At 45.4% G+C, this 22,715-nt stretch carries 18 protein-coding genes and 1 pseudogene; 14 read left to right on the forward strand and 5 right to left on the reverse strand.

What is annotated here, in order from left to right; genetic code table 11:
• The first annotated feature begins 174 nt into the window (after positions 1-174).
• From Xenpb_RS00200 to Xenpb_RS00215, 4 genes are read left to right on the forward strand one after another with little or no spacing between them, the layout of a single operon-like run.
• The gene (locus tag Xenpb_RS00200) at positions 175-1,173 is read left to right on the forward strand and encodes a 3-oxoacyl-[acyl-carrier-protein] synthase III C-terminal domain-containing protein (RefSeq protein WP_187652558.1); all 999 of its coding nucleotides are present in this window, start codon (positions 175-177) and stop codon (positions 1,171-1,173) included.
• Positions 1,170-2,180 carry an NAD(P)-dependent oxidoreductase gene (locus Xenpb_RS00205; RefSeq protein ID WP_187652559.1) on the forward strand — a complete coding sequence of 337 codons (1,011 nt, stop codon included), beginning with the start codon at positions 1,170-1,172 and terminating at the stop codon, positions 2,178-2,180. The genes Xenpb_RS00200 and Xenpb_RS00205 overlap by 4 nt, the downstream gene beginning before the upstream one ends.
• 1 nt (position 2,181) lies before the next feature.
• Complete coding sequence (locus Xenpb_RS00210; protein ID WP_187652560.1) at positions 2,182-2,988, forward strand: MBL fold metallo-hydrolase; 807 nt, start codon at positions 2,182-2,184, stop codon at positions 2,986-2,988.
• A complete protein-coding gene (locus tag Xenpb_RS00215; protein ID WP_187652561.1) occupies positions 2,985-4,262 on the forward strand; it encodes a F390 synthetase-related protein in 1,278 nt (425 codons plus the stop codon). The genes Xenpb_RS00210 and Xenpb_RS00215 overlap by 4 nt, the downstream gene beginning before the upstream one ends.
• Positions 4,263-4,328: 66 nt before the next feature.
• Here Xenpb_RS00215 and Xenpb_RS00220 read toward each other — a convergent pair whose 3' ends face one another.
• Positions 4,329-4,574 carry a type II toxin-antitoxin system Phd/YefM family antitoxin gene (locus tag Xenpb_RS00220; protein ID WP_187652562.1) on the reverse strand — a complete coding sequence of 82 codons (246 nt, stop codon included), beginning with the start codon at positions 4,572-4,574 and terminating at the stop codon, positions 4,329-4,331.
• A 218-nt stretch (positions 4,575-4,792) separates the two neighbouring features.
• Here Xenpb_RS00220 and Xenpb_RS00225 point away from each other — a divergent pair, with 218 nt between their 5' ends.
• A complete protein-coding gene (locus tag Xenpb_RS00225; RefSeq protein ID WP_187652563.1) occupies positions 4,793-6,193 on the forward strand; it encodes an RtcB family protein in 1,401 nt (466 codons plus the stop codon).
• A 123-nt stretch (positions 6,194-6,316) separates the two neighbouring features.
• Here the strand turns inward: Xenpb_RS00225 and Xenpb_RS00230 are convergent, their stop codons facing one another.
• Entirely contained in the window at positions 6,317-7,591 is a 1,275-nt protein-coding gene (locus Xenpb_RS00230; protein WP_187652564.1) for a bifunctional O-acetylhomoserine aminocarboxypropyltransferase/cysteine synthase, read from the reverse strand.
• A gap of 380 nt (positions 7,592-7,971) precedes the next feature.
• Here Xenpb_RS00230 and Xenpb_RS00235 point away from each other — a divergent pair, with 380 nt between their 5' ends.
• The 8 genes from Xenpb_RS00235 (at position 7,972) to Xenpb_RS00270 (ending at position 17,163) form a co-directional block, all read left to right on the forward strand.
• Positions 7,972-8,550 (forward strand): Ail/Lom family outer membrane beta-barrel protein, encoded by a 579-nt coding sequence (locus Xenpb_RS00235; RefSeq protein WP_187652565.1) that lies wholly within the window; start codon positions 7,972-7,974, stop codon positions 8,548-8,550.
• A gap of 401 nt (positions 8,551-8,951) precedes the next feature.
• Entirely contained in the window at positions 8,952-9,740 is a 789-nt protein-coding gene (locus tag Xenpb_RS00240) for an SDR family oxidoreductase (RefSeq protein ID WP_187652566.1), read from the forward strand.
• Positions 9,741-9,833: 93 nt separating this feature from the next.
• The gene (locus tag Xenpb_RS00245; protein ID WP_187652567.1) at positions 9,834-11,078 is read left to right on the forward strand and encodes a styrene monooxygenase/indole monooxygenase family protein; all 1,245 of its coding nucleotides are present in this window, start codon (positions 9,834-9,836) and stop codon (positions 11,076-11,078) included.
• 14 nt (positions 11,079-11,092) lie between these two features.
• On the forward strand, positions 11,093-11,641 hold the full coding sequence (locus tag Xenpb_RS00250; RefSeq protein WP_187652568.1) for a flavin reductase family protein: 549 nt from the start codon (positions 11,093-11,095) through the stop codon (positions 11,639-11,641).
• 69 nt (positions 11,642-11,710) lie between these two features.
• A complete protein-coding gene (locus Xenpb_RS00255) occupies positions 11,711-12,511 on the forward strand; it encodes a cyclase family protein (RefSeq protein WP_187652569.1) in 801 nt (266 codons plus the stop codon).
• Entirely contained in the window at positions 12,508-14,109 is a 1,602-nt protein-coding gene (locus Xenpb_RS00260; protein ID WP_187652570.1) for an NAD(P)/FAD-dependent oxidoreductase, read from the forward strand. Before Xenpb_RS00255 ends, Xenpb_RS00260 begins: the two co-directional genes overlap by 4 nt.
• A 59-nt stretch (positions 14,110-14,168) precedes the next feature.
• Positions 14,169-15,077, forward strand: coding sequence for a transporter (locus tag Xenpb_RS00265; protein ID WP_187652571.1), 909 nt, complete (start codon positions 14,169-14,171; stop codon positions 15,075-15,077).
• Between the two features lie 310 nt (positions 15,078-15,387).
• Complete coding sequence (locus Xenpb_RS00270) at positions 15,388-17,163, forward strand: ABC-F family ATP-binding cassette domain-containing protein (protein ID WP_187652572.1); 1,776 nt, start codon at positions 15,388-15,390, stop codon at positions 17,161-17,163.
• 78 nt (positions 17,164-17,241) lie between these two features.
• Here the strand turns inward: Xenpb_RS00270 and Xenpb_RS00280 are convergent.
• From Xenpb_RS00280 to Xenpb_RS00290, 3 genes and pseudogenes are all read right to left on the reverse strand, one after another.
• Positions 17,242-18,588, reverse strand: a pseudogene (locus tag Xenpb_RS00280) (VWA domain-containing protein).
• 26 nt (positions 18,589-18,614) lie between these two features.
• Positions 18,615-18,992 (reverse strand): hypothetical protein, encoded by a 378-nt coding sequence (locus Xenpb_RS00285; RefSeq protein ID WP_187652574.1) that lies wholly within the window; start codon positions 18,990-18,992, stop codon positions 18,615-18,617.
• Entirely contained in the window at positions 18,985-19,884 is a 900-nt protein-coding gene (locus tag Xenpb_RS00290; RefSeq protein WP_255522973.1) for an AraC family transcriptional regulator, read from the reverse strand. Before Xenpb_RS00290 ends, Xenpb_RS00285 begins: the two co-directional genes overlap by 8 nt.
• A 635-nt stretch (positions 19,885-20,519) precedes the next feature.
• On the opposite strand from Xenpb_RS00290, the gene Xenpb_RS00295 reads away from it, so the two are divergent.
• Positions 20,520-22,712 (forward strand): indolepyruvate ferredoxin oxidoreductase subunit alpha, encoded by a 2,193-nt coding sequence (locus Xenpb_RS00295; protein WP_187652576.1) that lies wholly within the window; start codon positions 20,520-20,522, stop codon positions 22,710-22,712.
• The last annotated feature ends 3 nt before the right edge of the window (positions 22,713-22,715 follow it).

Here is a 22,715-nt window from a genome sequence, read left to right on the forward strand (position 1 = left end):
ATGTACCTGTAATCGATATTTCAATTTAGTAATATGATGTATCATAAATATCTACTTCCTGTTTAATCCGCTATCTGATAAATACTAAATTGATTTAATCCCTATACGCAGAATTCATTTCATATTCTGACAATATATTCAAACAAAAAATTAACATTCGGAAGTAATAAAAAAATGAAAAACTCAAACGAATTGATCCCATTAAAGATCATTGCCTCTGGAACTGCTTTGCCTGAGCATAAGGTGTATTCATCCGATTTAGATCTGAAATTAAATAAACCGACCGGGTTTGTACAAAAGCATTCGGGAATTGAATATCGTTATCATGCTGATTATGAAGCCTCTCCGGCTAAATTGGCGGTAGAGGCATTGCATAATACTTTACAAACACACCAAATTTCGCCGGATTCGATCGATTTATTGATTTCGGCTTCCGCAATACCTATTCAGGCTTTGCCTTATTCTGCCGCGCATATTTTGAAAGAGAGTCAATTAAAGGCAGGAACCGCCTGTTTTGATATTAATGCAAGCTGCGTTAGTTTTGTTTCCGCTTTGGATATTGCAGCAGGGTTATTGGCAACTAAACAGTATCAACGTATTGCAATTGTTTCTGCGGAGATGGCTTCCCGTGGTATTGATTGGTCACATCAAGAATCTTCATTGATTTTTGGTGATGGCGCGGCTTGTATGATCGTTGAAAGAGGGGATGGAAAAAGCGGGATTGTTACTTATAAACATGAAACTTATCCAGAAGGCCTTGAATTATGTGAAATCCGCGCTGGAGGAACCCGTAAAAATCTCCGTACGGGCATGGAAGATAAGGATTTTCTGTTCCAGATGCAGGGTCGGCCACTGTTTAAACTGACCGTTTCATTAATTGAAGGTTTTACAGAGCGCGTATTGGCGAGGGCTGACCTTAAGATGTCCGATATTGATACCGTGATCCCCCATCAAGCCAGTCATTTGGGATTGGAACATATCCGTAAGCGGCTGAATATCAAAGATGAGAGATTTGTGAATATCTATCGTTATCGTGGCAATCAGGTCGCGGCATCGATTCCCACTGCGTTACATGAAGCTATTATGACGGATCGTTATTATGGTCGTGATTATGTGATGTTGCTTGGTACGGCGGCCGGGCTTTCACTCAGTGAGATGATTCTGAAACCATGAAAATTCTTGTAACTGGTGCAACAAGTGGCTTAGGACGTAATGCCGTTGATTACCTGTTAGCACATGGGGAGTCAGTTGTGGCAACCGGACGTGATCAGCGGGCGGGAGAGGTATTAACCCAGTTGGGCGCGGAGTTTCGCTGTGCCGAATTGGAAACCTTAACCGTGGATGAGGCCATTGAGTTGATGGCAGATTGTGATGCGGTCTGGCATTGTGCCGCGAAATCCTCTCCCTGGGGCGATCCTGATGAATTTGAACGCATCAATTTGACCGCAACATCTATGTTGGCACAAGCGGCGGGAATATGTGGTATCCGGCGGTTTGTTCATATTTCCACCCCTGCCGTCTATTTCAATTTCTCGCACCAACAGCACATAACTGAAAATCAACGTAGCCAGCGTTTCGCAAATGATTATGCCCGAACGAAATTCTTGGCTGAGGAATGCGTACTCCAACTGATGCGCCGTTATCCTGAGACGACGTATATTATTCTGCGTCCTCGTGGGTTATTTGGCCCACATGACAGAGTATTGTTGCCACGCTTGATGGCACAAGTTAAGGCCAGCAAGGGAGTCATGGTCTTGCCTGCGGGCGGGAAGAATGCCCTGGATCTCACTTATGTCATGAATGTCGTCCATGCGATGTCATTGGCGACGCATCGGGAAGGATTGCAAAGTGGGGCGATATATAACATTACCAATCAACAGCCACAGCCATTGGCAAAAACATTAGGGCAGTTATTTGACGAGATGAAGTTTGGTTATCGGATTAAATCATTGCCTTATTCACTTTTGTATGGGTTTGCGGCGGTGTTGGAAGGTATTGCGATGCTCACCCGGAAAGAGCCGTTATTGACGCGTTACGGTATTGGCGCGGCTTATTACTCTATGACGCTGGATAATTCAAAAGCACGGGAAGAACTGGGCTATGAACCGGTTTATACCATGGAGGAAGGCATTCATTTAACAGCCAATTGGTTGAAACAGATAGACAAGCAGGCGGGTTAAAATGGTTAAGATGCGTGTTTTTGAAGTGGGATATTGTACCCATCCCGGCTGTGTGGCGCTAAAAGGTGCAAGTCTTCGAGTATGTAAGTTTCCTGCCCACGCGTGGTTGTTGGAGTGCAATGACAAGCGCTGGCTGCTTGATACCGGATATGCCAGCCATTTTTACGATCATACCCGCAGTGGGATTATTCGGTTTTATCGCACTGTCACGCCAGTCTATTTTGACACCAGAGATTCGTTGGTGATGCAACTGAAAGAGGAAGGCATTCAACCCCATGATATTGATGGCATCATCATTTCTCATTTTCATGGTGACCATATTGCTGGATTGCGGGATTTTCCTCAGTCCAAATTTATCTGTTCGGGAGAAGGCTGGCAGCAGACACGCAATTTACGGGGTATCGCTGCGCTGAAAAGGGCGTTTGTACGGGGATTAATTCCTGAGGATTTTGAATCCAGAGTCAGTTTTTATGAAGGGTTTGAAGCTTGTCCGTTGCCAGAAGAATTGGCGGTATTGGGTGAAGGGTATGCTGTGCCGGATAGTCAAAAACAGATGTTTATTGTACCGCTGCCCGGTCATGCGGCGGGGCATCTTGGCCTCTGTGTATTGACTGAACAAGGCTGGATCGTGTTGGCGGGCGATGCGGCATGGTCACCGAGTAACTATCGTGAATTGCGTGGGCCGGCACGGTTGGCGAATATCATTATGGATGATAGCCGCGCCTATTATGAGACGTTAAATAAGCTGCACCAGATTGACCAAAAGCAGGTTCCTATCCAGCTATGTCATGAGGGAGATTTGGAATGATACTCAAAACGCTTTGGTACTATTGGCGTGCCAGAAAACAGTGGAAATTTTCCAGCCGCCAGCAGCTTGAACAGCATCAATCGAGAGAATTAGCGGCATTTCGGCGCAATGTACTGACGAAAAGCCCCTATTTTGCCTCGTATGGCGATTTACCGTTGGCGGAATATCCGTTGATGAATAAAGCCATCATGATGGAGAACTTTGACCAGATGAATACGGCGGGTCTCAAGCGTGATGAACTGTTGGAGTGCGCACGGTTGAGTGAACAATCACGTGACTTCAAGCCGACAGTCGGTAAATTCAGTGTCGGGATGTCGTCGGGGACGTCAGGACAGCGGGGTATTTTTGTTATCAGTCCTAAAGAACGGAGCATTTGGGCGGGGACGATGCTTGCCAAAATGCTGCCAAACGGTTTATTTCACGGCGAACGCGTCGCACTGTTTTTACGGGCGGGAAATAACCTTTACGATAGTGTACAGAATCGTTGGATATCTTTCCGTTTTTTTGATTTGTTCGCTGACTTTAATCAGCAGGTGCAGGCGCTGGTGGAATACCAGCCTACTATCGTTGTTGCACCAGCTCAGGTTTTGCGGGCGCTGGCATTGAAGATCCAGCAAGGAGAGGTGTCATTATCGCCAACGAAAGTGATTTCGGCGGCAGAAGTGCTGGAACCACAAGATCGCCAATTATTAGAGAATGTATTTCGGGAAGTGGGCGAAGTTTATCAGGCAACGGAAGGTTTTCTGGCGTGTACCTGCTCACAGGGAACGCTGCATCTTAATGAAGAATTTCTTCATATTGAGCCGAAATGGATCGATGAATCACGTTTTAACCCGATCATCACGGATTTTACGCGGGAAACTCAACCTATTGTGCGCTATCAGCTTGATGATATTTTGGTGGCGAAGAAAACCCCGTGCCCTTGTGGCAATCCGGCATTAGCGATAGAGCGTATTGAAGGTCGCAGCGATGATCAGTTGATTTTGCCAGCACATGATGGCGGAACTGTGAGTATTTTTGCCGATCCTTGTTCGCGGATGATTGCCAATACCTTACCGTTGACGAGTGATTATCGGCTGACACAGACGGATTTATTACTGCGCTTGGAAGGAGACTGTGATATGGCGATCCTTCAACAATGCCGGTCCGCCTTGACGGACTATTTCGCCAAACAGGGAGCCGATGTTAATAAAATTGAATGGCTGTGTGTGTCACAGGCAATATCGCCGGATCTGTTTAATAAACGCCGGCGGATTATCAGGAAAAAGGGATAGTTGGGGGCTAATAGACTGCTTACCTGTCACAGCGCAATCGTACCGGAGGTAGTCGATTGCGCGTTTTTATAAGCCTTTTTCGAGGGTTTTAGCGCTTTCCACTTCTGTAATAGCTTGGTTTAAGCGAGCTGCATTTTTAAGGCTTGCCATCAAATAGGCAGTCTCTTCATAAGCTCGAAAATCTTCCAAACTGAGTACAACCGTTGGTTTACCACTCTGAGGAGTGATCATGATTGGCTGATGATCATCGTTCACTTTATCTAGGGTACTGTCTAAATGAGTTCGAAATGCTGAATAGCTCATAACATTCATGGTCATTACCTCATAATGCTTACGTACTTATTATGGTACATATACCATAATAAGTACGTAAGTGTAATATTCGAACAAATTGTTTCCTTTACAACCCCAATCTTCATGGCTAGAATGGCGCCCCTAAACCTTCCTGAATTTGTGCTGCTGCAGGAAAAACAACACTTCTTCCCCATCAAAAAGGAAGAAGCGATTTTTTGTTTTTCTAGGTAGCTAACATGTCTGCATTTAATCGTTTACAAAAACGTCTGTCCCGTCAGGGAATCGAATCTCATTACGAAAATAATATTTATCGTTTCCATAGAAACCAAATTGAAGCCGAAGTTCTGTTACCCGAATCTTTGCCATTGGAAGAAAAGGCCGTACAGCAATTGTTGGATCTGGCTGCGGTGCGCGTGCCCGGCAGTGACGCTAAGGTTTGTCGGGCCAGAGCGACGCCGGATTTTCATCCGGGTTCGACAGCACCAGTTGGCAGTATTGTGGCCGCGACGGAAAATCTGGTGATCCCTGCCGCGATTGGCACTGATATCAATTGTGGTATGCGTCTGCTGACAACGGGGATGAACTATGAAGAAGCGAATAGCCAAAAATCAGCATTGATTCAGCAGCTAAAAAACACCTTATTACTGGATCAACGTGACGTACCTGTGACACCAAAATCATTCAGTGCCTTGTTTGATGAAGGTCTGGAAACATGGTTACAGGAACTGCCTCAACAGGGAATTTGGCAGCAAGCCGATTTCAACCGAATGTATACCGAATTAAGTGCCATATTGAGTACACAAGCGGTAAAGGCGCATAGCCGGTATGCTCCAGAAGCTTTTTTTGAGCAACGGGAAATTATTCGCCCGGCCAGTTTAGGCACTGTTGGTTCAGGCAACCACTTCGTTGAATTGCAAATTGTCGATACTATCCTGGATAGGCACGCCGCTTATGCGGCAGGCCTGCGTAAAGATGATGTATTGATGATGATTCACACTGGTTCACGTGATGTGGGTTTTTACGTTGGTCAGCGTTGGGCAGATAAGGCGAGGGGGCTTTGGCCCGCTACGGAAAAGTATCCGGCCTCTGGTCTGTTTGGTTTGACGGCAGAGCATGCTCAGGAATATTTATTAGCGATGGGAGTCGCAGCGCGTTACGCATGGGCAAACCGTATTGTTCTGACTGAGCTGGTTCGTTCGGCGTGGCGGAAGGTATTTACGCAGGATAAAAGCCGGCTGATAGTGGATCTTTCGCATAATATTATTTTTCCTGAGCAGGGAATGAATCTTCACCGAAAAGGAGCAACACCAGCGCGGGCAGGTGAATTGGCGTTAATTCCCGGTTCGATGGGGGATTATTCCTATCTGGTGATGGGAAAAGGTAATTCAGACTGGTTATGGTCGTGTTCACATGGCGCAGGGCGTTCGGTACGACGTCAGGAAATGCGCGGTAAATTGCCTGATATCCAAAAGAATAGCCGATTGCCGTGGCAGTGCATTACATTGAAGAGTGAACGTCTGCGTGAAGAGGCTCCCGAAGCTTATAAGCCAATTACACCAATAATTGAAATTCAGGAACAAGCAGGGTTAATTCAGTCTGTGGCAAGAGTTCGGCCGTGGATCACGTTTAAGGCCTGATGTTTTATTGAATGGAATAGCTTGTCTGAAAGTAACTCATTCTCTTGTTGAGTGTCATCTCATCGATATCAATAAATATTGATATCGATGATTTATTATTGAATCAATAAATAATGTTGAAAATTATTTTGCTGCATCCAGAGCTTGTGCAAGATCGGCAATAATGTCATCGCTGTGTTCGATACCGATGGATAGGCGAATCAGATCGCGAGACACGCCTGCTTTTTCCATTTCTTCATCATTCAATTGACGGTGAGTTGTGGATGCTGGATGACAAGCCAGTGATTTGGCATCACCAATATTGACCAAACGTACAATCAGTTGCAGGGCATCAATAAAGCGTACACCTGCTTTTTCCCCGCCTTTGATGCCGAAGGATAGAATGGCAGCAGGCTTCCCATTCATATAACGGATAGCCAAATCATGCTCAGGATGTGACGGCAAGCCCGCATATTTAACCCAAGAAACTTGAGGATGTTGTTCCAGGTACTGCGCAATTGTCAGGGCATTTTCAGTATGGCGTTCCATACGAAGAGCCAATGTTTCAAGGCCCTGTAAAATCAAGAAAGCATTAAAAGGAGATAATGCTGCGCCAGTGCTACGCAGTTGCCCGACACGACAGCGAGCGATAAAAGCTGCGGCACCAAAATGTTCGGTATAGTTTATTCCGTGGTATGACGGATCCGGAGTATTCAAAATCGCAAAGCGATCCTGATGTTCCGTCCAAGGGAACTTGCCTGAATCGACAATCATTCCGCCGATAGAGGTTCCGTGGCCTCCGATATATTTGGTCAGGGAGTGGATAATGATATCTGCGCCATGTTCAAACGGGCGGCATAAATAAGGTGTTGCGACAGTATTATCGACAATAAGAGGAACTCCATGCCGATGGGCAATATCTGCCAATGCCTGGATGTCAACGATATTCCCGCTTGGGTTGGTGATGGCTTCGCAAAAGACCGCCTTGGTTTTTTCGTCAATCATCGCTTCAATGGTTGTGAGATCGTTATGATCAACGAAACGTGTTTCGATCCCAATCCTTGGGAAATTGTGCGCCATCAGGTTATAAGTTCCACCATACAATTTCGCTACGGAGACAATGTTATCTCCCAGACTGGCAATCGTTTGGATAGCGTAAGTGATTGCCGCCATGCCAGAAGCAACTGCAAGCGCACCAACTCCTCCTTCTAAAGCGGCGACACGTTTTTCCAGTACATCATTGGTCGGATTCATGATGCGGGTGTAAATGTTGCCTTCAATTTTCAAATCAAACAGGTCAGCACCGTGTTGGGAATCATCAAAGGCATAAGAAGTTGTTTGATAAATTGGAACCGCAACGGATTTGGTGGTGGGATCAGGTGAGTAGCCGGCATGGATGGATAGAGTTTCTAATTTCATTGTCATTTCCTTTAGTGAATTGCAGGATGAAATTGTTTTGATATTACAGGTAGTAAGAAAGTGATTTTATTTTGAAAATATAAACAGAATGATAATGTTAAATATTATTGTTAACTTATTGAGCCGGAAGAAAAATTGTGTCTAATTTACAAAAAGATAATGTAATGGATCAATATCAAAAATAAATGTTTAGATATCAATTTGATACCCATTTGAAATAAAGGTTCACTTGTTTTTTGAAGGTGTAATTTCTATAAGTAATGATTACTCTCCATCGTCAATAATTCTATCTTTTCAAATTCATTGCATTTTACCTAAGCATCCCGCAAAAACTATCTATACTTTAAATAGTTAATAAACATAAAGGGTAATTATTAATTATGATGATGAAAAAAGCGTTTCTTGCGACTTTAGCCGTATCCGGTTTTATGTATGGTTCATTGACTTATGCGGATTCTAATACTGTTGCTGTAGGTTACGCACAAAGTAAGGTTCAAAATTTTAAGAATATTCGTGGGGTAAACCTTCACTATCGTTACGAGATGGATTCTCCTGTCAGTATTGTTGGTTCATTTACTTATATGAAAGGTGATAAAGGTGGTCATTACAATGGCGTGAATTATTCTGGGAAAGATAATATTGATATGAAATATTATTCATTTATGGCAGGGCCTGCTTATCGTATTAATGATTATGTGAGTGTATATGGTTTATTGGGCTTTTCACATTCAAAAGTTGATGCAACTTTTAATTTCGTTGAGAAAGGAATCAAACAAGATTATCGTCATAGCGGAAAGTTGAATAGAAAATCGACCAATCTGGCTTATGGTGCCGGCGTAGAGGTTAACCCAATACAAAACCTCAGCCTTTATGCTGGCTACGAAGGATCATCAATAAAAGATTATGATGAACGTCATAACATCAATGGGTTTAATATCGGTGTAGGATATCGGTTTTAAGTAACAATCTTGGCTAAAAAATAATTCAGGCACACACAAAAGCAAGGCGCTTTTCAATATTACTGAATGCGCCTTATTTTTATGGGGTGGATTAATATGTTCTATGCGTTTTTTTAGAGTAAAAACCTATCTGATTTGAAGGAGTGTTAAACCATTTTTGGCTATTACCGAATAATAAATTCACTCTTTTTCTGAATTTTCTCCTTTTTAAAATATTTATGACATACCTGCACTGAATGGATCTTTTCTGCATATAGCGGCTACTTGAACCTTTATATTTCACGTAATGATGACTCCCTAATTACATATCGCATTACGTATTCGTCTGCCATTAAGCCCAGAGCAATGATTGATTATGGGCAAAAGTCATGGTGGGCATATACGGCAAAAGGGGAGCACTCATGAAGGGCTTAAACGATAAAGTCGCTATTGTCACTGGTGGAGCCACCAAAATAGGTACAGCCGTTGCCAGAGTATTGAGTGAATATGGGATTAAGGTCGCGATTTTTGATATTGATCAGGAAGGCGGGAAAAATGCCGCCAGCCTCCAACCCGAATCCATCCGTTTCTGGCATGTTGATATTACTGACGACAAACAACTCTCTCAGGGAGTACATGAAGTCGTTGCTTATTACGACCGTCTGGATTATCTCGTCAATCTTGCAGCAACTTATCTGGATGGCGGCGCCAATGCCGACCGTGAAACATGGCTGACAGCCTTGAATACTAATGTGGTCAGTGCTGTCAGGGCGGCTCAGTTTGTGCGTCCTTATCTTATTGCCGCAGGCGGTGGAGCCATTGTTAATTTCACCAGTATCTCCTCCTCTATTGCCCAGACTGGTCGTTGGTTATACCCCGCCTCAAAAGCCACTTTATTACAAGTCACCCGCAATATGGCAATGGATTATGCCGCCGATCGCATCCGTGTTAATTCCGTTTCACCGGGTTGGACGTGGTCACGCGTCATGGATGAGCTGACTCAGGGCAATCGCCAGAAAACCGATGCTGTTGCCGCCGATTATCACTTGCTTGGTCGTGTGGGCGATCCCGAAGAAATCGCTCAAGTCGTGGCCTTCCTCCTGTCTGATTCAGCCAGTTTTGTGACAGGGGCGGATTACGCTGTTGATGGCGGCTATTCAGCAATGGGGCCGGAGCAGGCAAAACCCGCCATTCCACGTTTGGCGGAATAGTTGGGCGGAATAAGCATCCCAGACAATTGGCATAGCGGGACGAAATCACTTGAGTTCCGAAATCCGAAAAAAAAAATGAAAGAGGAAAATATTATGCGCCGTATAGCTATCGTAGGAGGTGGTCAAGCTGGACTGCCTTTGGCCCTTGGTCTGCTGAACAAGGGCTATCAGGTGACTGTTGTTACCAATCACACTCCCGATGATGTTCGCAATGGTCGGGTCATGTCGAGTCAATGTATGTTCGATTCCTCTTTACAATTTGAACGTGATTTAGGATTGAATCAGTGGGAAAAACAGTGCCCGCCCGTTGAAGGCATCGGTTTTACCGTTCCCCATCCTGAAATTCCTAATGAGAAGGCGATTGCATGGAGTGCCCGGCTGGACAAATACGCGCAAGCGGTCGATCAACGTATCAAGATGCCATTCTGGATGGAACAGTTCGCTGCCCGTGGCGGTAATCTGGAAATCAACGATGTGGGGATCATTGAACTGGAACAATTGGCTGCCCGTCATGAGCTGGTTATTCTGGCGGGAGGAAAGGGAGATATTGTGAAATTACTGGAGCGTGACGCTTCACGTTCTCCTTTTGATGCCCCCCAACGCGCACTGGCATTGACTTATGTCAATGGCATGCTGCCAACGCCTGAATATTCCCGTGTTTCTTTTAACCTGATTCCGGGGGTGGGAGAGTATTTTGTTTTTCCTGCCCTGACGCTGAATGGTCCCTGTGACATCATGGTTTTTGAAGGCATTCCCGGAGGGGTAATGGATGGCTGGCGAGAGGTCAGAACGCCACAAGAGCATCTGGCCTACAGCAAGCAAATCCTCAAGACTTTTATGCCGTGGGAAGCTGAGCGTTGTCAGCAGGTGGAGCTTACCGATGAAAATGGTACTCTGGCGGGGTGCTTTGCGCCAGTGGTGCGCAAGCCGGTATTAACACTGCCTTCTGGTCGTCAGGTTTTTGGCTTGGGGGATGCGGTCGTCACAAACGATCCGCTGACCGGACAAGGCTCCAATAATGCGACCAAAGCCTGCAAGGTATATTACGAGGCCATTCTTGCTCATGGTGACAAACCCTTTACGGCAGAATGGATGAACGACACCTTCGAACAGTTCTGGAAATATGGTCATCATGTTGTGGAATGGACCAATAGCCTGCTTATTCCGCCAGAGCCACATATTTTACATTTATTGGCAGCCGCCCAACAATTGCCGGCACTTGCCAGCACGCTTGCCAATGCTTTCGATCATCCTCCCGTGTTGTTTCCGTGGTGGAAAGACAATCACGCCTGTGAAGAATACATTCATTCACAGATGGTTGAAAAAACCAGAGCTTGAGCGGGGAACTTGTCATGACTTTGAATATCTTGAGCAGTCAGATACCGTTGCCTGATGCCGAATGGGGGGCAACTGAATTTGAAGCAAGGGCGTTGCGCACACTTTTGGGGCATTATCCGACAGGCGTTGCCATTGTTGCGACACGTACTGCTGACGGGCGCAATGTGGGATTGACCATCAACTCATTTGCTTCACTTTCATTAGAGCCGCCGCTGGTACTCTGGAGTCTGGTCAATCACTCCCCCAATCTGCCCGTCTTCCGTGATTGTGAATATTTCACGATCAGCATTCTTGGATGTGAGCATCAAGAGCTGGCTTTGCGTTTTGCCAATCCGAGGGTTGAAAACAAATTCCGGGATATTCCCGTACAGGAAACACCGGAAGGAGTTCCCTCGATTGGAGGGGCGATAGCGACCTTGGTTTGTGCCAATCATCAACAAACGCATCTGGGGGATCATTTGCTGATGATTGGTCATGTGAAGCGTATTGCCAGCATTGAAGGTAAGCCACTGGTTTTTCATAGCGGTATGTTTACTGTACTGCATGATGTTCGGGAAATATGAAAAAAATCATTCTGTTGTTTTTTGTCAGTACATTCTTTTGTTGGGAAAACATTCAGGAGAACATTATTAATGAAAAGTCCATTACGTGTGTTTGTCACGGCATTAAATCAGGGGAATGTGAAGATTATCGACCTCACTCAAACATTGACTCCTCATTTTCCGGCCTTGCAGTTACCTGAACAGTTCGGGCAAGTCTGGTCATTCAAGTCAGAGCGTATTTCTCACTATGACGAGAATGGCCCGGCTTGGTATTGGAACAATTTCAGTTGTGGTGAACATACCGGAACGCATTTTGATGCCCCGATACATTGGATCAGCGGTAAAGATCATCCCGATAACACGGTTGATACCATTCCTTTGCATAACTTTGTCGCACCAGCGGTGGTAGTAGATGCCAGCAGGCAAGTGGCACAAAACCCCGACTGGCTGCTGACGGTTGAGTTCTTACAGTCCTGGGAAGGGCGGTACGGGCGTATTCCTGCGGGTGCATGGTTACTGTTCAGAACGGATTGGTCTAAGCGGGCAGATGATCCAATTCGTTTCCTCAATATGCACGATGACGGGGCTCACACGCCGGGGCCGAGCCGAGAGGCTGTAGAGTGGTTGATCCATGTGCGTGATATCAGGGGATTCGGGGTCGAAACCATCAATACAGATGCCGGACAATCCTACGCATGGCCGGTGGCTTATCCTTGCCATACCTTGATGCACGGGGCGAATAAATACGGCTTGCAGTGCCTGAAAAATCTCGATTTGCTGCCACCAACGGGCGCAGTCATTATTGCCGCTCCTCTCAAAATTGAAGGTGGTTCGGGAAGCCCGCTGCGTGTTCTGGCTCTGGTCGAATCCCTTTACGGAGGAGAGTCATGACAGTATCAAAGCCACAAGTGATTATCGTTGGCAGTGGGATAAATTCTCTGGTCTGTGCGGCCTTGTTGGCACTCTGGGGTAAATCCGTCCTGGTACTGGAACGGAATGCGGTACTGGGGGGTTGCATTCGCACGGAAGAACTTTTTCCCGGTTATATCCATGATGTGCTCTCTTGCTGGTATCCGTTGTTTTTGAGCAGTCCTGCTTATCAAGTGCTCAAACCCGCTTTGGAAAAGGCGGGGCTGGAATTTATACAAAGTGATTATTCAACCGGATTGGTACAACCGAATGGCAAGGGAATTGCCTTGAAACGGGATGTCCTGGCTGCTGCCTTGCGGCTTGATGAAATTTCGATGGGAGATGGCGCGGCATTAAATCGCATGGCACAGCAAATCCTCCATGATGATGCCGCGCTGGTCTTTGGCCTGTTGGGGCAGAATCCTTATGGTTTAGGAATGCTGAAATTGCTGTTCTCTGAGTGGCGGAAACGTGGCATTGATGGGCTGGCAGAGTTTGCCGGCAACTCGCTGGAAACTTTCCGGCGTTGGGCTGAGCGTGAATTACAGTCCGATTTCAGCCGTGCTTTGATTGCACCGTGGGTACTGCATACGGGATTGGGGCCGGATGATGCCAGCTCAGCCCTGATTGGCAAGCTTACTTTCGCTGCGGTGGTTGCGGGAGGCATGCCTGTGGTGAAAGGTGGCAGTATTCGCATTGTGGAAGCACTTAAGGCGATCATTGAGCAGCATGGCGGTCAACTGATTACCCATGCTCACGTTGATCGCATCATCACCCACAGAAGAGGGAAAAAGTGTTATGCCTCTGGCGTGATAGTCATGGGAAACGTTTATCACGCAAGTGAAGCGGTAGTTTGTAATGTAACCCCTCAACAGCTTTATGGTCATCTGTTGGATAACATGCCTGAAAATGTTCTGCAACGGGCGCGGAACTATCGTTATGGGCGGGGTGGAATGCAGATTCACTTTGCCTTGAACGCGCCGCCGCCGTGGTGTGAGCCGGAATTGCGCCATGTGCCGCTTATCCATCTGACGGAGAGCATGGAACAGGTCTGTCTGTCCGTGGCACAGGCGAATAACGGTTATCTGCCGGGGCATCCTACATTGAGCATAGGGCAGCCAACGGTCCTTGATCCTTCTCGTGCGCCAAACGGCGGTTGGATTTTGTGGATTCAAATGCAGGAATTGCCGACACACTTGAAAGGCGATGTTTTGGGTGAGATTCCAATTCCCGCTGATGGCAGATGGAATGAAGCCGTTCGCGAAGCGGTTGCGGATCGCGTACAGGCTCGTTTGGAAACGGTGATGCCCGGTTTTTCATCCTCCATTGTGGGGCGTAAATCCTACTCTCCAATGGATTTGCAGGCATTGAACTGTAACTTGGTAGGCGGCGATCCCTATTCAGGTATTTGCTCACCCGACCAATTTTTCTGTCTGCGTCCGTTTGCTGCTTCACAAGGCGCAAAGGCGCATCAAACTCCTGTCAGTAATGTTTTTCACATCGGGGCTTCAACTCATCCCGGCCCCGGATTAAGCGGGATTTCCGGCTATCTTGTTGCCCGCCGGCTTGCGCGGCGCTGAGCAAATTAGCCACTCAATTTACTCATTATTGATTCATCTCTTACAGAGAGGAGAGTTGTATGGCGATAAAACTTAGAGATCTTGTTTGTGCCGCGGCTTTATCACTGACTTTATCTTTATCACTGATAAGCACTTCGGTAATGGCGGCAGAAGGTGGCGGTGTGGGCACTTATCCTGATGGCTTGGATAATTATTTGGCTGGTGCTTTACCGCCTCCGGGTATTCATGCGCTGTTTTATGGTGGCAATATTCACTACAACAAGCTTAGGGGAAATAACGGTAGTTTGATCCCTGTACCGGGTTTCAAAGTGAATGTGAATCTTCTGGCACCCAGATTGGTTTGGGTGACGGGAAGACAGGTTTTGGGTGGTCAACTGGCCTACCATACCATCGTACCGTTACTGGATGTGACCACTGACGCTGCCGGCAGGCACAACAACAGCAAAGGAATAGGAGATATCACCTTTGGTCCTGCCTTGGGTTATCATCCCGCTCCTGATTTAGGCTATGTCATTGGGTTGGACGTCAACATCCCAACAGGTCACTATGATCGCAATGATCCTTCCAGCTTGGGAAAAAATTACTGGACGATTCGGCCTGTCTGGGCGGTGAGTTATTTTCCTGCTAATGGCATCAATGCCGATTTGAAAGTGATGTATGACGTCAACTCCAGCAATAAAGAGACCAAAACTACTTCTGGTCAGGCGATCCATGCGGATTATGCGTTGGGTTGGGGATTTGGCAATGGGCTGGTGGCAGGGGTGGGAGGTTATGTTTTCCAGCAAATCACCAACGACAGCGGACCAAATTCAGCACAAGGTAAAGCAAGCGCGTTTGGTTTTGGTCCTTCTATCCGTTATGCCAATGGGAAAGGTTGGCTGGTCGCGCTGAAATGGCAAAAAGACCTTGCAGTGAATAACCGCCCGGCGGGTTCGCAATTTTTCTTAAAAGCGGCGATTCCATTTTAATATGCGTTTATTTTTATCGTGATATAGCATTTTTTACGGATTAAAGTTAAGGGACTCAAAATACCAATTCATATAGGATGACCAAATAATATGGAAAGAAATAAGAACGCTACTCATTAATCTGAGTAGCGTTTATTTTTATCAGTTAGTTAACAATGCTAATAATCATACTTAGGTACTTAATGTATTGTTACTATTTTCTCTATTATCAGTTAATAACTTGACCTGATTTCCCTTTAAATATATAAGTTTTGTTTGAAAAAGCATCACCCTAAGATTAATGAAGATTTTTACGATGGGGACATAATAAATGTCAACACTGATTCATTGTAATAAGGTCAAATTTAGCATTAATGCAAAGCCATTATTTAATAATCTCTCCATAACCATCAAAGAAAACGACAGGATTGCATTAGTTGGCTATAACGGTACGGGAAAAACGCATTTACTTAAGCTATTGGCGGGCATTGAAAAACCGGATGATGGACTCATTGAATACGCCAATGGTTTGAGGCTGGAAATGGTTTCTCAGTTTATTGACGAGGCATTACTTGAAATGACCTTACTTGAGTCTATTTCTCAAAAAGTCAGGCAAGTTGATGAATATGGTGACTATAAAGCAATATCCATGCTGTATGGTTTTGGTTTTCAGGATGCTGATTTTACGACTAAAGTGGTTGATCTCAGTGGTGGACAAAAGACGAAACTGATGTTTGCCATGAGTGCGGTGGTGGAACCGGATATTATTTTATTTGACGAACCCAGTAACCACCTGGACTCAAATACCTTGAAATTCTTTGAGGACTTCTTTAATAACAGCCTGAAAAGCGCCTTTATTATTGTTTCCCATGACCGAAACTTTTTGGATAATGTCACCAACCAGACGATTTTTTTGCGTGATCAACAACTCACTGCTTTTTCCCTGCCGTTTAGTCAGGCATTTTCTGCTTTACAGGAAAGAGATGAAGCGGATGCTTTGCGCTTAAAAGCAGAAGAAAAGAATATTCGTCGCATACAGGAAAGTGCAAAGCGTTTGGCACAGTGGGGAAAAATTTACGATAACCCCAAACTCACCAGAAAAGCCAAATCGATGGAGAAACGGGTTGAAAAACTTGAGCAAGGCAAAACGAAAATAACCGAAGGGGAAACTTATCGGTTGTCGCTGGATGCCGATATGATCAAATCCAAACATATGCTGCAAATTGGGGAAAAGTGGATTGGCTATCGAAAAAATGAAGCGTTTAACCCGTTATTTTCCATCAATGGCTTGTATATTCGTCCGGGAGACAGAATCGCTCTGTTAGGTGATAACGGAGTGGGGAAATCCACCCTGATTCATTCTCTGGTTGAAGCTTATAAAAAGGCGAGAAGTGCACATGATGGCGGGTTGGATAATTCAGCCTATGATACCGAAAATATTACCTTCTCACCGCAATGTAATCTGGGCTATCTCGATCAGGAATTGGAAAAAATCCCACTGACTGAATCGATATTTGATGCGGTAAGAAATAATGCACCAAAAATTGATGATATCACCTGTAAACAACAATTAATTTCGGCAGGGTTTGAATATGCGGATTTTACTAAACTAGTAGGAAGATTGAGCGGTGGTGAACGTTCAAGGCTGATGTTTTTAATATTGAAATTAAATAAACATAATTTCTTGATTCTCGACGAACCCACTAACCACTTGGATATTTTCGGCAAAATGGAATTGGAAAGTGAGTTAATTAATAACGAGATGACAATATTAATTACCTCGCACGATCGGGCATTTATCGACAACATCGCCAACCGCTTTTTGCTGATAAAAAATGGCAAACTGGAAGAAGTGACGTCCAGTGATGGATATTATCAGTTCCTGAATGAAAAAGTGATCCCCTCTCTAAAAGAAGAGATTAAGGCTAAGGAAATCACTCATAATGAGCCAGAGGTATTAGCAAATGAAGAGGACATTCTTCAACGCATTGTGATATTAGAGAAAAATCTGGCAGAGGATTTGGCGCGGAGACCGAAGCATCAGAAGCCGAAAAGTCAGGATATATGGAAAAAGGAAATTAAGAGGCTTTATGACATTTTGGGATAAATTCACGCGGATAAATACCTATAAACTATGTGCCCCTTATTTGGGGCACTCATATTATTCATAACTACCTATTTATAACTACAGAATACGTTCAGCAATAGCGGCGTCGTACCAGTCTCTAAACTCTTCCAACAACAGATCGTACAGCACATCTTCTTTTACCGTTGCAAAATTGTCTATCTCGAAGAAATGGGTGTTATCCAGACGACGATCGGTAAAATTATCGAGATCTTTCAATATCCCGTAACTTGAACCACCCAGACCAACAAACTTCCAAAAAATAGGATAATTCGCTGAACGTCGGATGGCATCCTTAATTTGGCGGGTTTTACTAATCCCACCATCCGTAATAAACACAACATATACCAATTTAACTTCAAAATGAAGGCTTGTTATGATTGTTTATTCTATAAAATCAGTATCATATGAATTTTTAATCATGCATCTTCAAGTTTGTTGAGTATAGACAGGCAGGTCACTGTCTTTAAAAAAGTCGATAACCTCTTCCATCACTGGCGGTTCATTGTTTGTACCGCCGAGGCCGGGAAGGATTTCCCATCTGGAGCCTTTTATAGCGGTCTGTATGGTATGAATATAGCCATCAAGGTTATCAAGGGTGACGTCCCGGTATTTCTTGTGTTTCGAAGCAAATCCCCAGACATCCATCGAGCCGTCATCATCAAACTGCACCGCCAGTACCGCAATACGATCCAGAACCGCCTGCACATGCCCCTTTTTGAATTCAGAGTGCATTGATCCTGATGCGTCAAGAACAAAAGCAACACGCGCCTTGACCGATTGCAGCTTGTGCTTATTCAGACTGACAGTGGCATTCTTGGCAAGGTTTACAAGGCGCGGTGCTTTATCCTGTAGCTTTTTCTCAAGGCTGATAGTTGAGACGGGAGGTGGATTTGAAGAAGCGGGTTGCTCTATATCCACACCAAAATTCACCGCCAGAGGCTCCAGCCCGCCATTGAAACCTTGCCCAAGAGCCCGGAGCTTCCAGTTGCCGGAATGCCGATAAATCTCTGCAATAATCATGGCCTTTTCCGTTCTGCCCGCAGTTGACATGGTGAAGTCTGCAATATTTTTTGCTTCAAATTTCAACTGTTGAAGATTGGCGACAGAATCCGGGCCGTCGATCACCAATGTGATAGCGATTTTATTCACATCAGCCGCTATTTTTGTCAGGTCTACGGCGATAATACTGTTTTGGTGAGAGGTCTCTAAAACCAGGCTGTTATCTGCGGCTGCACGATTATTGTAAAAATAGAAATCACTATCTCCCCTGACTTTTCCATTGGCATTCAATAGAAAAGCAGAGGCATCTACTTCACTACGAAAAGAAGGCGTTGTTGGGTAAGAGAGAGTGAGTCGAAGAGAGGTTTGAGATAAAACGATATTTTGTCCTGCCTGAAGATTCATACCTGATATCCTTTTTAAATATGTAGTCAATATTTCTGGCGGGTGTTCTTTATCACGTTAATGGTTTTTGTTTCATGATAAAGTTTTCTTATGAATGATAACAGAAAACATCTTGTGTTGCTGCTATGGTTGTATTCCTTAAAGGGAATCTTGATATTTTTATCTCGGTTCCTGATATTGTCAGAAAAAACTATAAATTCCCCATTATTATTTATTGGGAACAATGCTTCCTTGAATTTTATAGTCATCGGCTGAGTTTGTATTCTATTCCATTTCACCATTAAGGTATTTAACTCAAGAATTATTCCGGGAACCAACGTTTCATATTTATTTTCTCCTTTGTGTTTAATATCAAATCTTATTTCATCTATCCATTTGTTTTTTCCGTCACTACCTTCACTCACGTTTCAGGCTCTCACTCGGTGTTTCTCCATAGCGGGCTTTATATTCCGCACTAAAGCGTCCCATATGGGCGAATCCCCAACGCAGAGCAATTCCCGTAACGCTGGCGGCTTCTCCTGCCAGCAGTTCTGTGCGGACATGCTCCATGCGTAAGTTGCGTAAATATTGCATCGGGCTGATGTCCAGAAATTCTTTGAAGCCGGAATAGAGGCTGCGCAGGCTGACCCCGGCTATTTGGGCGAGCTGTTCTACCGTAATGGGTTCGTGAGCATGAGCCTGTAAATATTCCTGTACCTTACGTACATGTCGTGGACGAATGGTACACCGACGATTCGCCGAAGATTCACTGTAGTTATGTTGATGTGTGGATAGCAATGTCACGGAAAGCAATTGCTCGATTTGGCTGGTAATCAGTTTGTGTTGCAAAATATCGGGCACTTGGGTGGTACATTCCAGAAGATAAGGCATCAGACAGCGCCATGCCTGACAGCGTTGCCACTCAAAACCCAGTTCAAATATCAGCGGTTGCTCCAGCGGATGCCCCAATTGCCCGACAAGGGTTCTTTCCAGCAGAGAGCGGGAAATCCTGACCATAAACTGGTCGTTGTCAGTACTCCAGCGCATGGACGTCTGTTGGTTGGGGCTAAGAACAGAAGCAATATTCGGTGTTGAATCCAAGTGTTGTTCGCCACTCTCAATGCAGGCACAACCCGTCAGCGGCATCTGGACAAGAAAGAAGCTATCCAGTTCTCCCGGATTGATTTCAACGTTGGCACTGTAACACAGCCGGCTTATAGAAAGATCCCCGAGTGGAATGTAGTGCATTCTGGCATTCAGTTTTTGGCTGTGACCCAGTATCTTCAACTGATGGGGCTGCATGACTCTTCCAACCATAGATTTGACTTCATCAAGATCATTAGATGAAAAAAGCAAATGTTTTGGGGAATTGAGGTGTGACTCAATTTTTGACACAGCATATTTGGGATCTGAGCATTTTGAATCTGTATATCTTGATTCAGCGCTTTTAGATTCAGAATAACCGTGAGGCCACGAGCTGCTCGTCATTTCAGATACCTCCAGTCAATAACATGATTATTATGATTGTGTGAGATATCCCGCCAATAATGTGTTTATTCTCTGTTGTGATGTTTCGATTGCGATGATTCGGGATATTTATCGAATGGTTACAAGTAATAAAATAAATAACAAACTGGTTGTTTCCACTCACAGTATCCACATTTTACTTAAATGAAATATATATGATTATGAATATATTTATGGATGGCACTATTTATTGTTATCGACTGTAATTTATTGTTAACGACGGTCATTGCCCCTGATCATCCCGCTTTTGCCTGTGTTTATTGATAACTTTTCCGTTTTACTGCGAGCTTTATCCAATCACTGCATAAATCACAAATACATGACAAATCATGTATTGACCATTAACTGACATCCGAATTACATAGAAGACATAGCGAAAAGACGTAAGGAAGAAAAACACGATGAGGTGAATATGTGAGGTGAGTATGGCTGAGCGATCATTTGTCGAAGAAGTGAAAAAATTACGTCTGGGACAGGGCGAAGTTTTCAGCGGCGAAGGCATACTTGCCGTGACAAAAGCACTACTGGAATCGGGTGTTGCCTATGTGGCGGGCTATCAGGGAGCGCCGATTTCCCATCTGATGGATGTGCTGGCAGATGCGCAGGATATTTTGTCTGAGTATGGCATTCGTTTTGAAAACAGTGCCAGTGAAGCTACTGCGGCTGCGACCCTCGCGGCCTCCGTTAACTATCCAATGCGGGGGGCTGTTACGTTTAAGGCCACTGTTGGTACGAATGTTGCCTCGGATGCACTGGCGAATTTGGCATCGGGCGGTGTTCTTGGCGGTGCGTTGATTATTGTCGGGGAAGATTATGGCGAGGGTTCCTCTATCATGCAGGAGCGCAGCCATGCTTTTGCGATGAAATCTCAACTCTGGTTGCTCGATCCACGCCCTAATCTCCCTTCAATTGTGCAGGCTGTGAAGATGGGGTTTGCATTGTCGGAAGCCAGCCATACACCAGTGATGTTGCAGATGCGCATTCGTGCTTGTCATATGCACGGCCGGTTTGTCTGTGAAGACAATCGCACGCCAGCTTTTATGATCAAAGATGCACTGGAAAACCCGACGCGTGACCTCAGCCGCATTGTTCTGCCTCCCGCCAGTTTTTTGCATGAGAAAGAGAAAGTACAGGATCGCTGGCCTGCTGCGGTGCGTTTTATTCAACAGCACGGATTGAATGAGTTTTTTGCCGAAGATGCTCAGGATATTGGCCTTGTTCTGCAAGGTGGGTGCTATAACACCGTGATCCGCGCCCTGAACTTACTTGGGCTGGCAGATGTTTTCGGAAAGAGCCAAATTCCGCTGTATGTGATGAATGTGGCTTATCCGCTGATCGATGAAGAGTTTGAGCGCTTTTGTCAGGGTAAGCAGGCGATTTTGGTGCTGGAAGAAGGTCAGCCCAATTTTGTTGAGCAGAATGTTGCTAATATTTTGTGTCAGCATGACATGACTACCCGGCTGCATGGCAAGGATTTGTTGCCAATGGCGGGAGAGTATAACACGGCGACGGTGTTGGCGGGGCTGCGTGCTTTCCTTGAACGTTACGGCAAGATTGAAACCGAAGTTCCGGTGGCGGCCTGTCAGGTACGTATTCCTGCTGTTAATTTATCGGTTGATGATGAGCTTTATGGCACAGATGCGGTATCGGAAGATTCACTGGAAAATGCCGTCCATGCCCGTCCCCCCGGATTTTGCACGGGCTGTCCGGAACGCCCGATCTTTACGGCGATGAAGCTGATAGAGCGGGAATTGGGGCCACATCATGTCAGTGCTGATATTGGTTGTCATCTGTTTGCCATTCTGCCTCCCTTTAATCTGGGCAATACCACGATGGGCTATGGATTAGGGACAGCAAGCGCAGCAGCGCTGAATACGCCGGTAAAGCATAAACGGGTGGTTTCGGTGATGGGGGATGGTGGGTTTTGGCACAATGGCCTGACGAGCGGCATTGCCAATAGTGTTTTTAATCGCAGTGACAATCTCACCATTATTGTCGATAACAGCTACACCTCCGCGACAGGCGGACAGGATATTTTATCCTCAACTGCATTGAATTCCATTCGCAGTACAGGCCATGAAATTGAAAATGCCGTCAAAGGTGTTGGTGTGAAATGGGTGCGCACGATCAAGCGTACTTATGATCTTAAAACCATGACTCATACCTTGCGTGATGCCCTGACAACGGGCGAAAAAGGGCCAAAAGTCGTGATTGCGCAGAGTGAGTGCATGTTAAATAAGCAGCGCCGCGAGAAGAAAAAGGTCAAGAATGCGCTTGCTGTGGGAAAAAGGATCGTCCGGGAACGTTTTGGTATTGATCCTGATACCTGTACCGGAGATCACTCCTGTATTCGCTTATCTGGCTGTCCTTCTTTATCGATTAAACCGAACCCAGATCCGCTGCGCACCGATCCGGTGGCGACGGTTTTGAACAGTTGTGTGGGTTGCGGGTTGTGCGGTGAGGTTTCCCATGCCGCGGTGTTATGTCCCTCCTTCTTCAAGGCTCGGATCATTATCAATCCCGATCGCCGGGAGCGGCTGATTTATCGTATTCGCAAAGGGATCATCGGTTATTTGCAACGTCGTGATGTGAAACGTCGTAAGCAATATGATTTTTAGGGG

The organism is Xenorhabdus sp. PB62.4, from assembly GCF_014467285.1.
Lineage (GTDB): Bacteria > Pseudomonadota > Gammaproteobacteria > Enterobacterales > Enterobacteriaceae > Xenorhabdus.

What these genes read in the sequence shown, in the direction of transcription:
- Xenpb_RS00260 (WP_187652570.1), top strand. Translation starts at nt 12,508, where the DNA reads ATGACAGTATCAAAGCCACAAGTGATTATCGTTGGCAGTGGGATAAAT.
- Xenpb_RS00215 (WP_187652561.1), top strand. Translation starts at nt 2,985, where the DNA reads ATGATACTCAAAACGCTTTGGTACTATTGGCGTGCCAGAAAACAGTGG.
- Xenpb_RS00290 (WP_255522973.1), bottom strand. Translation starts at nt 19,884, where the DNA reads ATGGTTGGAAGAGTCATGCAGCCCCATCAGTTGAAGATACTGGGTCAC.
- Xenpb_RS00230 (WP_187652564.1), bottom strand. Translation starts at nt 7,591, where the DNA reads ATGAAATTAGAAACTCTATCCATCCATGCCGGCTACTCACCTGATCCC.
- Xenpb_RS00200 (WP_187652558.1), top strand. Translation starts at nt 175, where the DNA reads ATGAAAAACTCAAACGAATTGATCCCATTAAAGATCATTGCCTCTGGA.
- Xenpb_RS00220 (WP_187652562.1), bottom strand. Translation starts at nt 4,574, where the DNA reads ATGAATGTTATGAGCTATTCAGCATTTCGAACTCATTTAGACAGTACC.
- Xenpb_RS00235 (WP_187652565.1), top strand. Translation starts at nt 7,972, where the DNA reads ATGATGATGAAAAAAGCGTTTCTTGCGACTTTAGCCGTATCCGGTTTT.
- Xenpb_RS00225 (WP_187652563.1), top strand. Translation starts at nt 4,793, where the DNA reads ATGTCTGCATTTAATCGTTTACAAAAACGTCTGTCCCGTCAGGGAATC.
- Xenpb_RS00245 (WP_187652567.1), top strand. Translation starts at nt 9,834, where the DNA reads ATGCGCCGTATAGCTATCGTAGGAGGTGGTCAAGCTGGACTGCCTTTG.
- Xenpb_RS00210 (WP_187652560.1), top strand. Translation starts at nt 2,182, where the DNA reads ATGGTTAAGATGCGTGTTTTTGAAGTGGGATATTGTACCCATCCCGGC.
- Xenpb_RS00255 (WP_187652569.1), top strand. Translation starts at nt 11,711, where the DNA reads ATGAAAAGTCCATTACGTGTGTTTGTCACGGCATTAAATCAGGGGAAT.
- Xenpb_RS00205 (WP_187652559.1), top strand. Translation starts at nt 1,170, where the DNA reads ATGAAAATTCTTGTAACTGGTGCAACAAGTGGCTTAGGACGTAATGCC.
- Xenpb_RS00250 (WP_187652568.1), top strand. Translation starts at nt 11,093, where the DNA reads ATGACTTTGAATATCTTGAGCAGTCAGATACCGTTGCCTGATGCCGAA.
- Xenpb_RS00270 (WP_187652572.1), top strand. Translation starts at nt 15,388, where the DNA reads ATGTCAACACTGATTCATTGTAATAAGGTCAAATTTAGCATTAATGCA.
- Xenpb_RS00295 (WP_187652576.1), top strand. Translation starts at nt 20,520, where the DNA reads ATGGCTGAGCGATCATTTGTCGAAGAAGTGAAAAAATTACGTCTGGGA.
- Xenpb_RS00240 (WP_187652566.1), top strand. Translation starts at nt 8,952, where the DNA reads ATGAAGGGCTTAAACGATAAAGTCGCTATTGTCACTGGTGGAGCCACC.
- Xenpb_RS00265 (WP_187652571.1), top strand. Translation starts at nt 14,169, where the DNA reads ATGGCGATAAAACTTAGAGATCTTGTTTGTGCCGCGGCTTTATCACTG.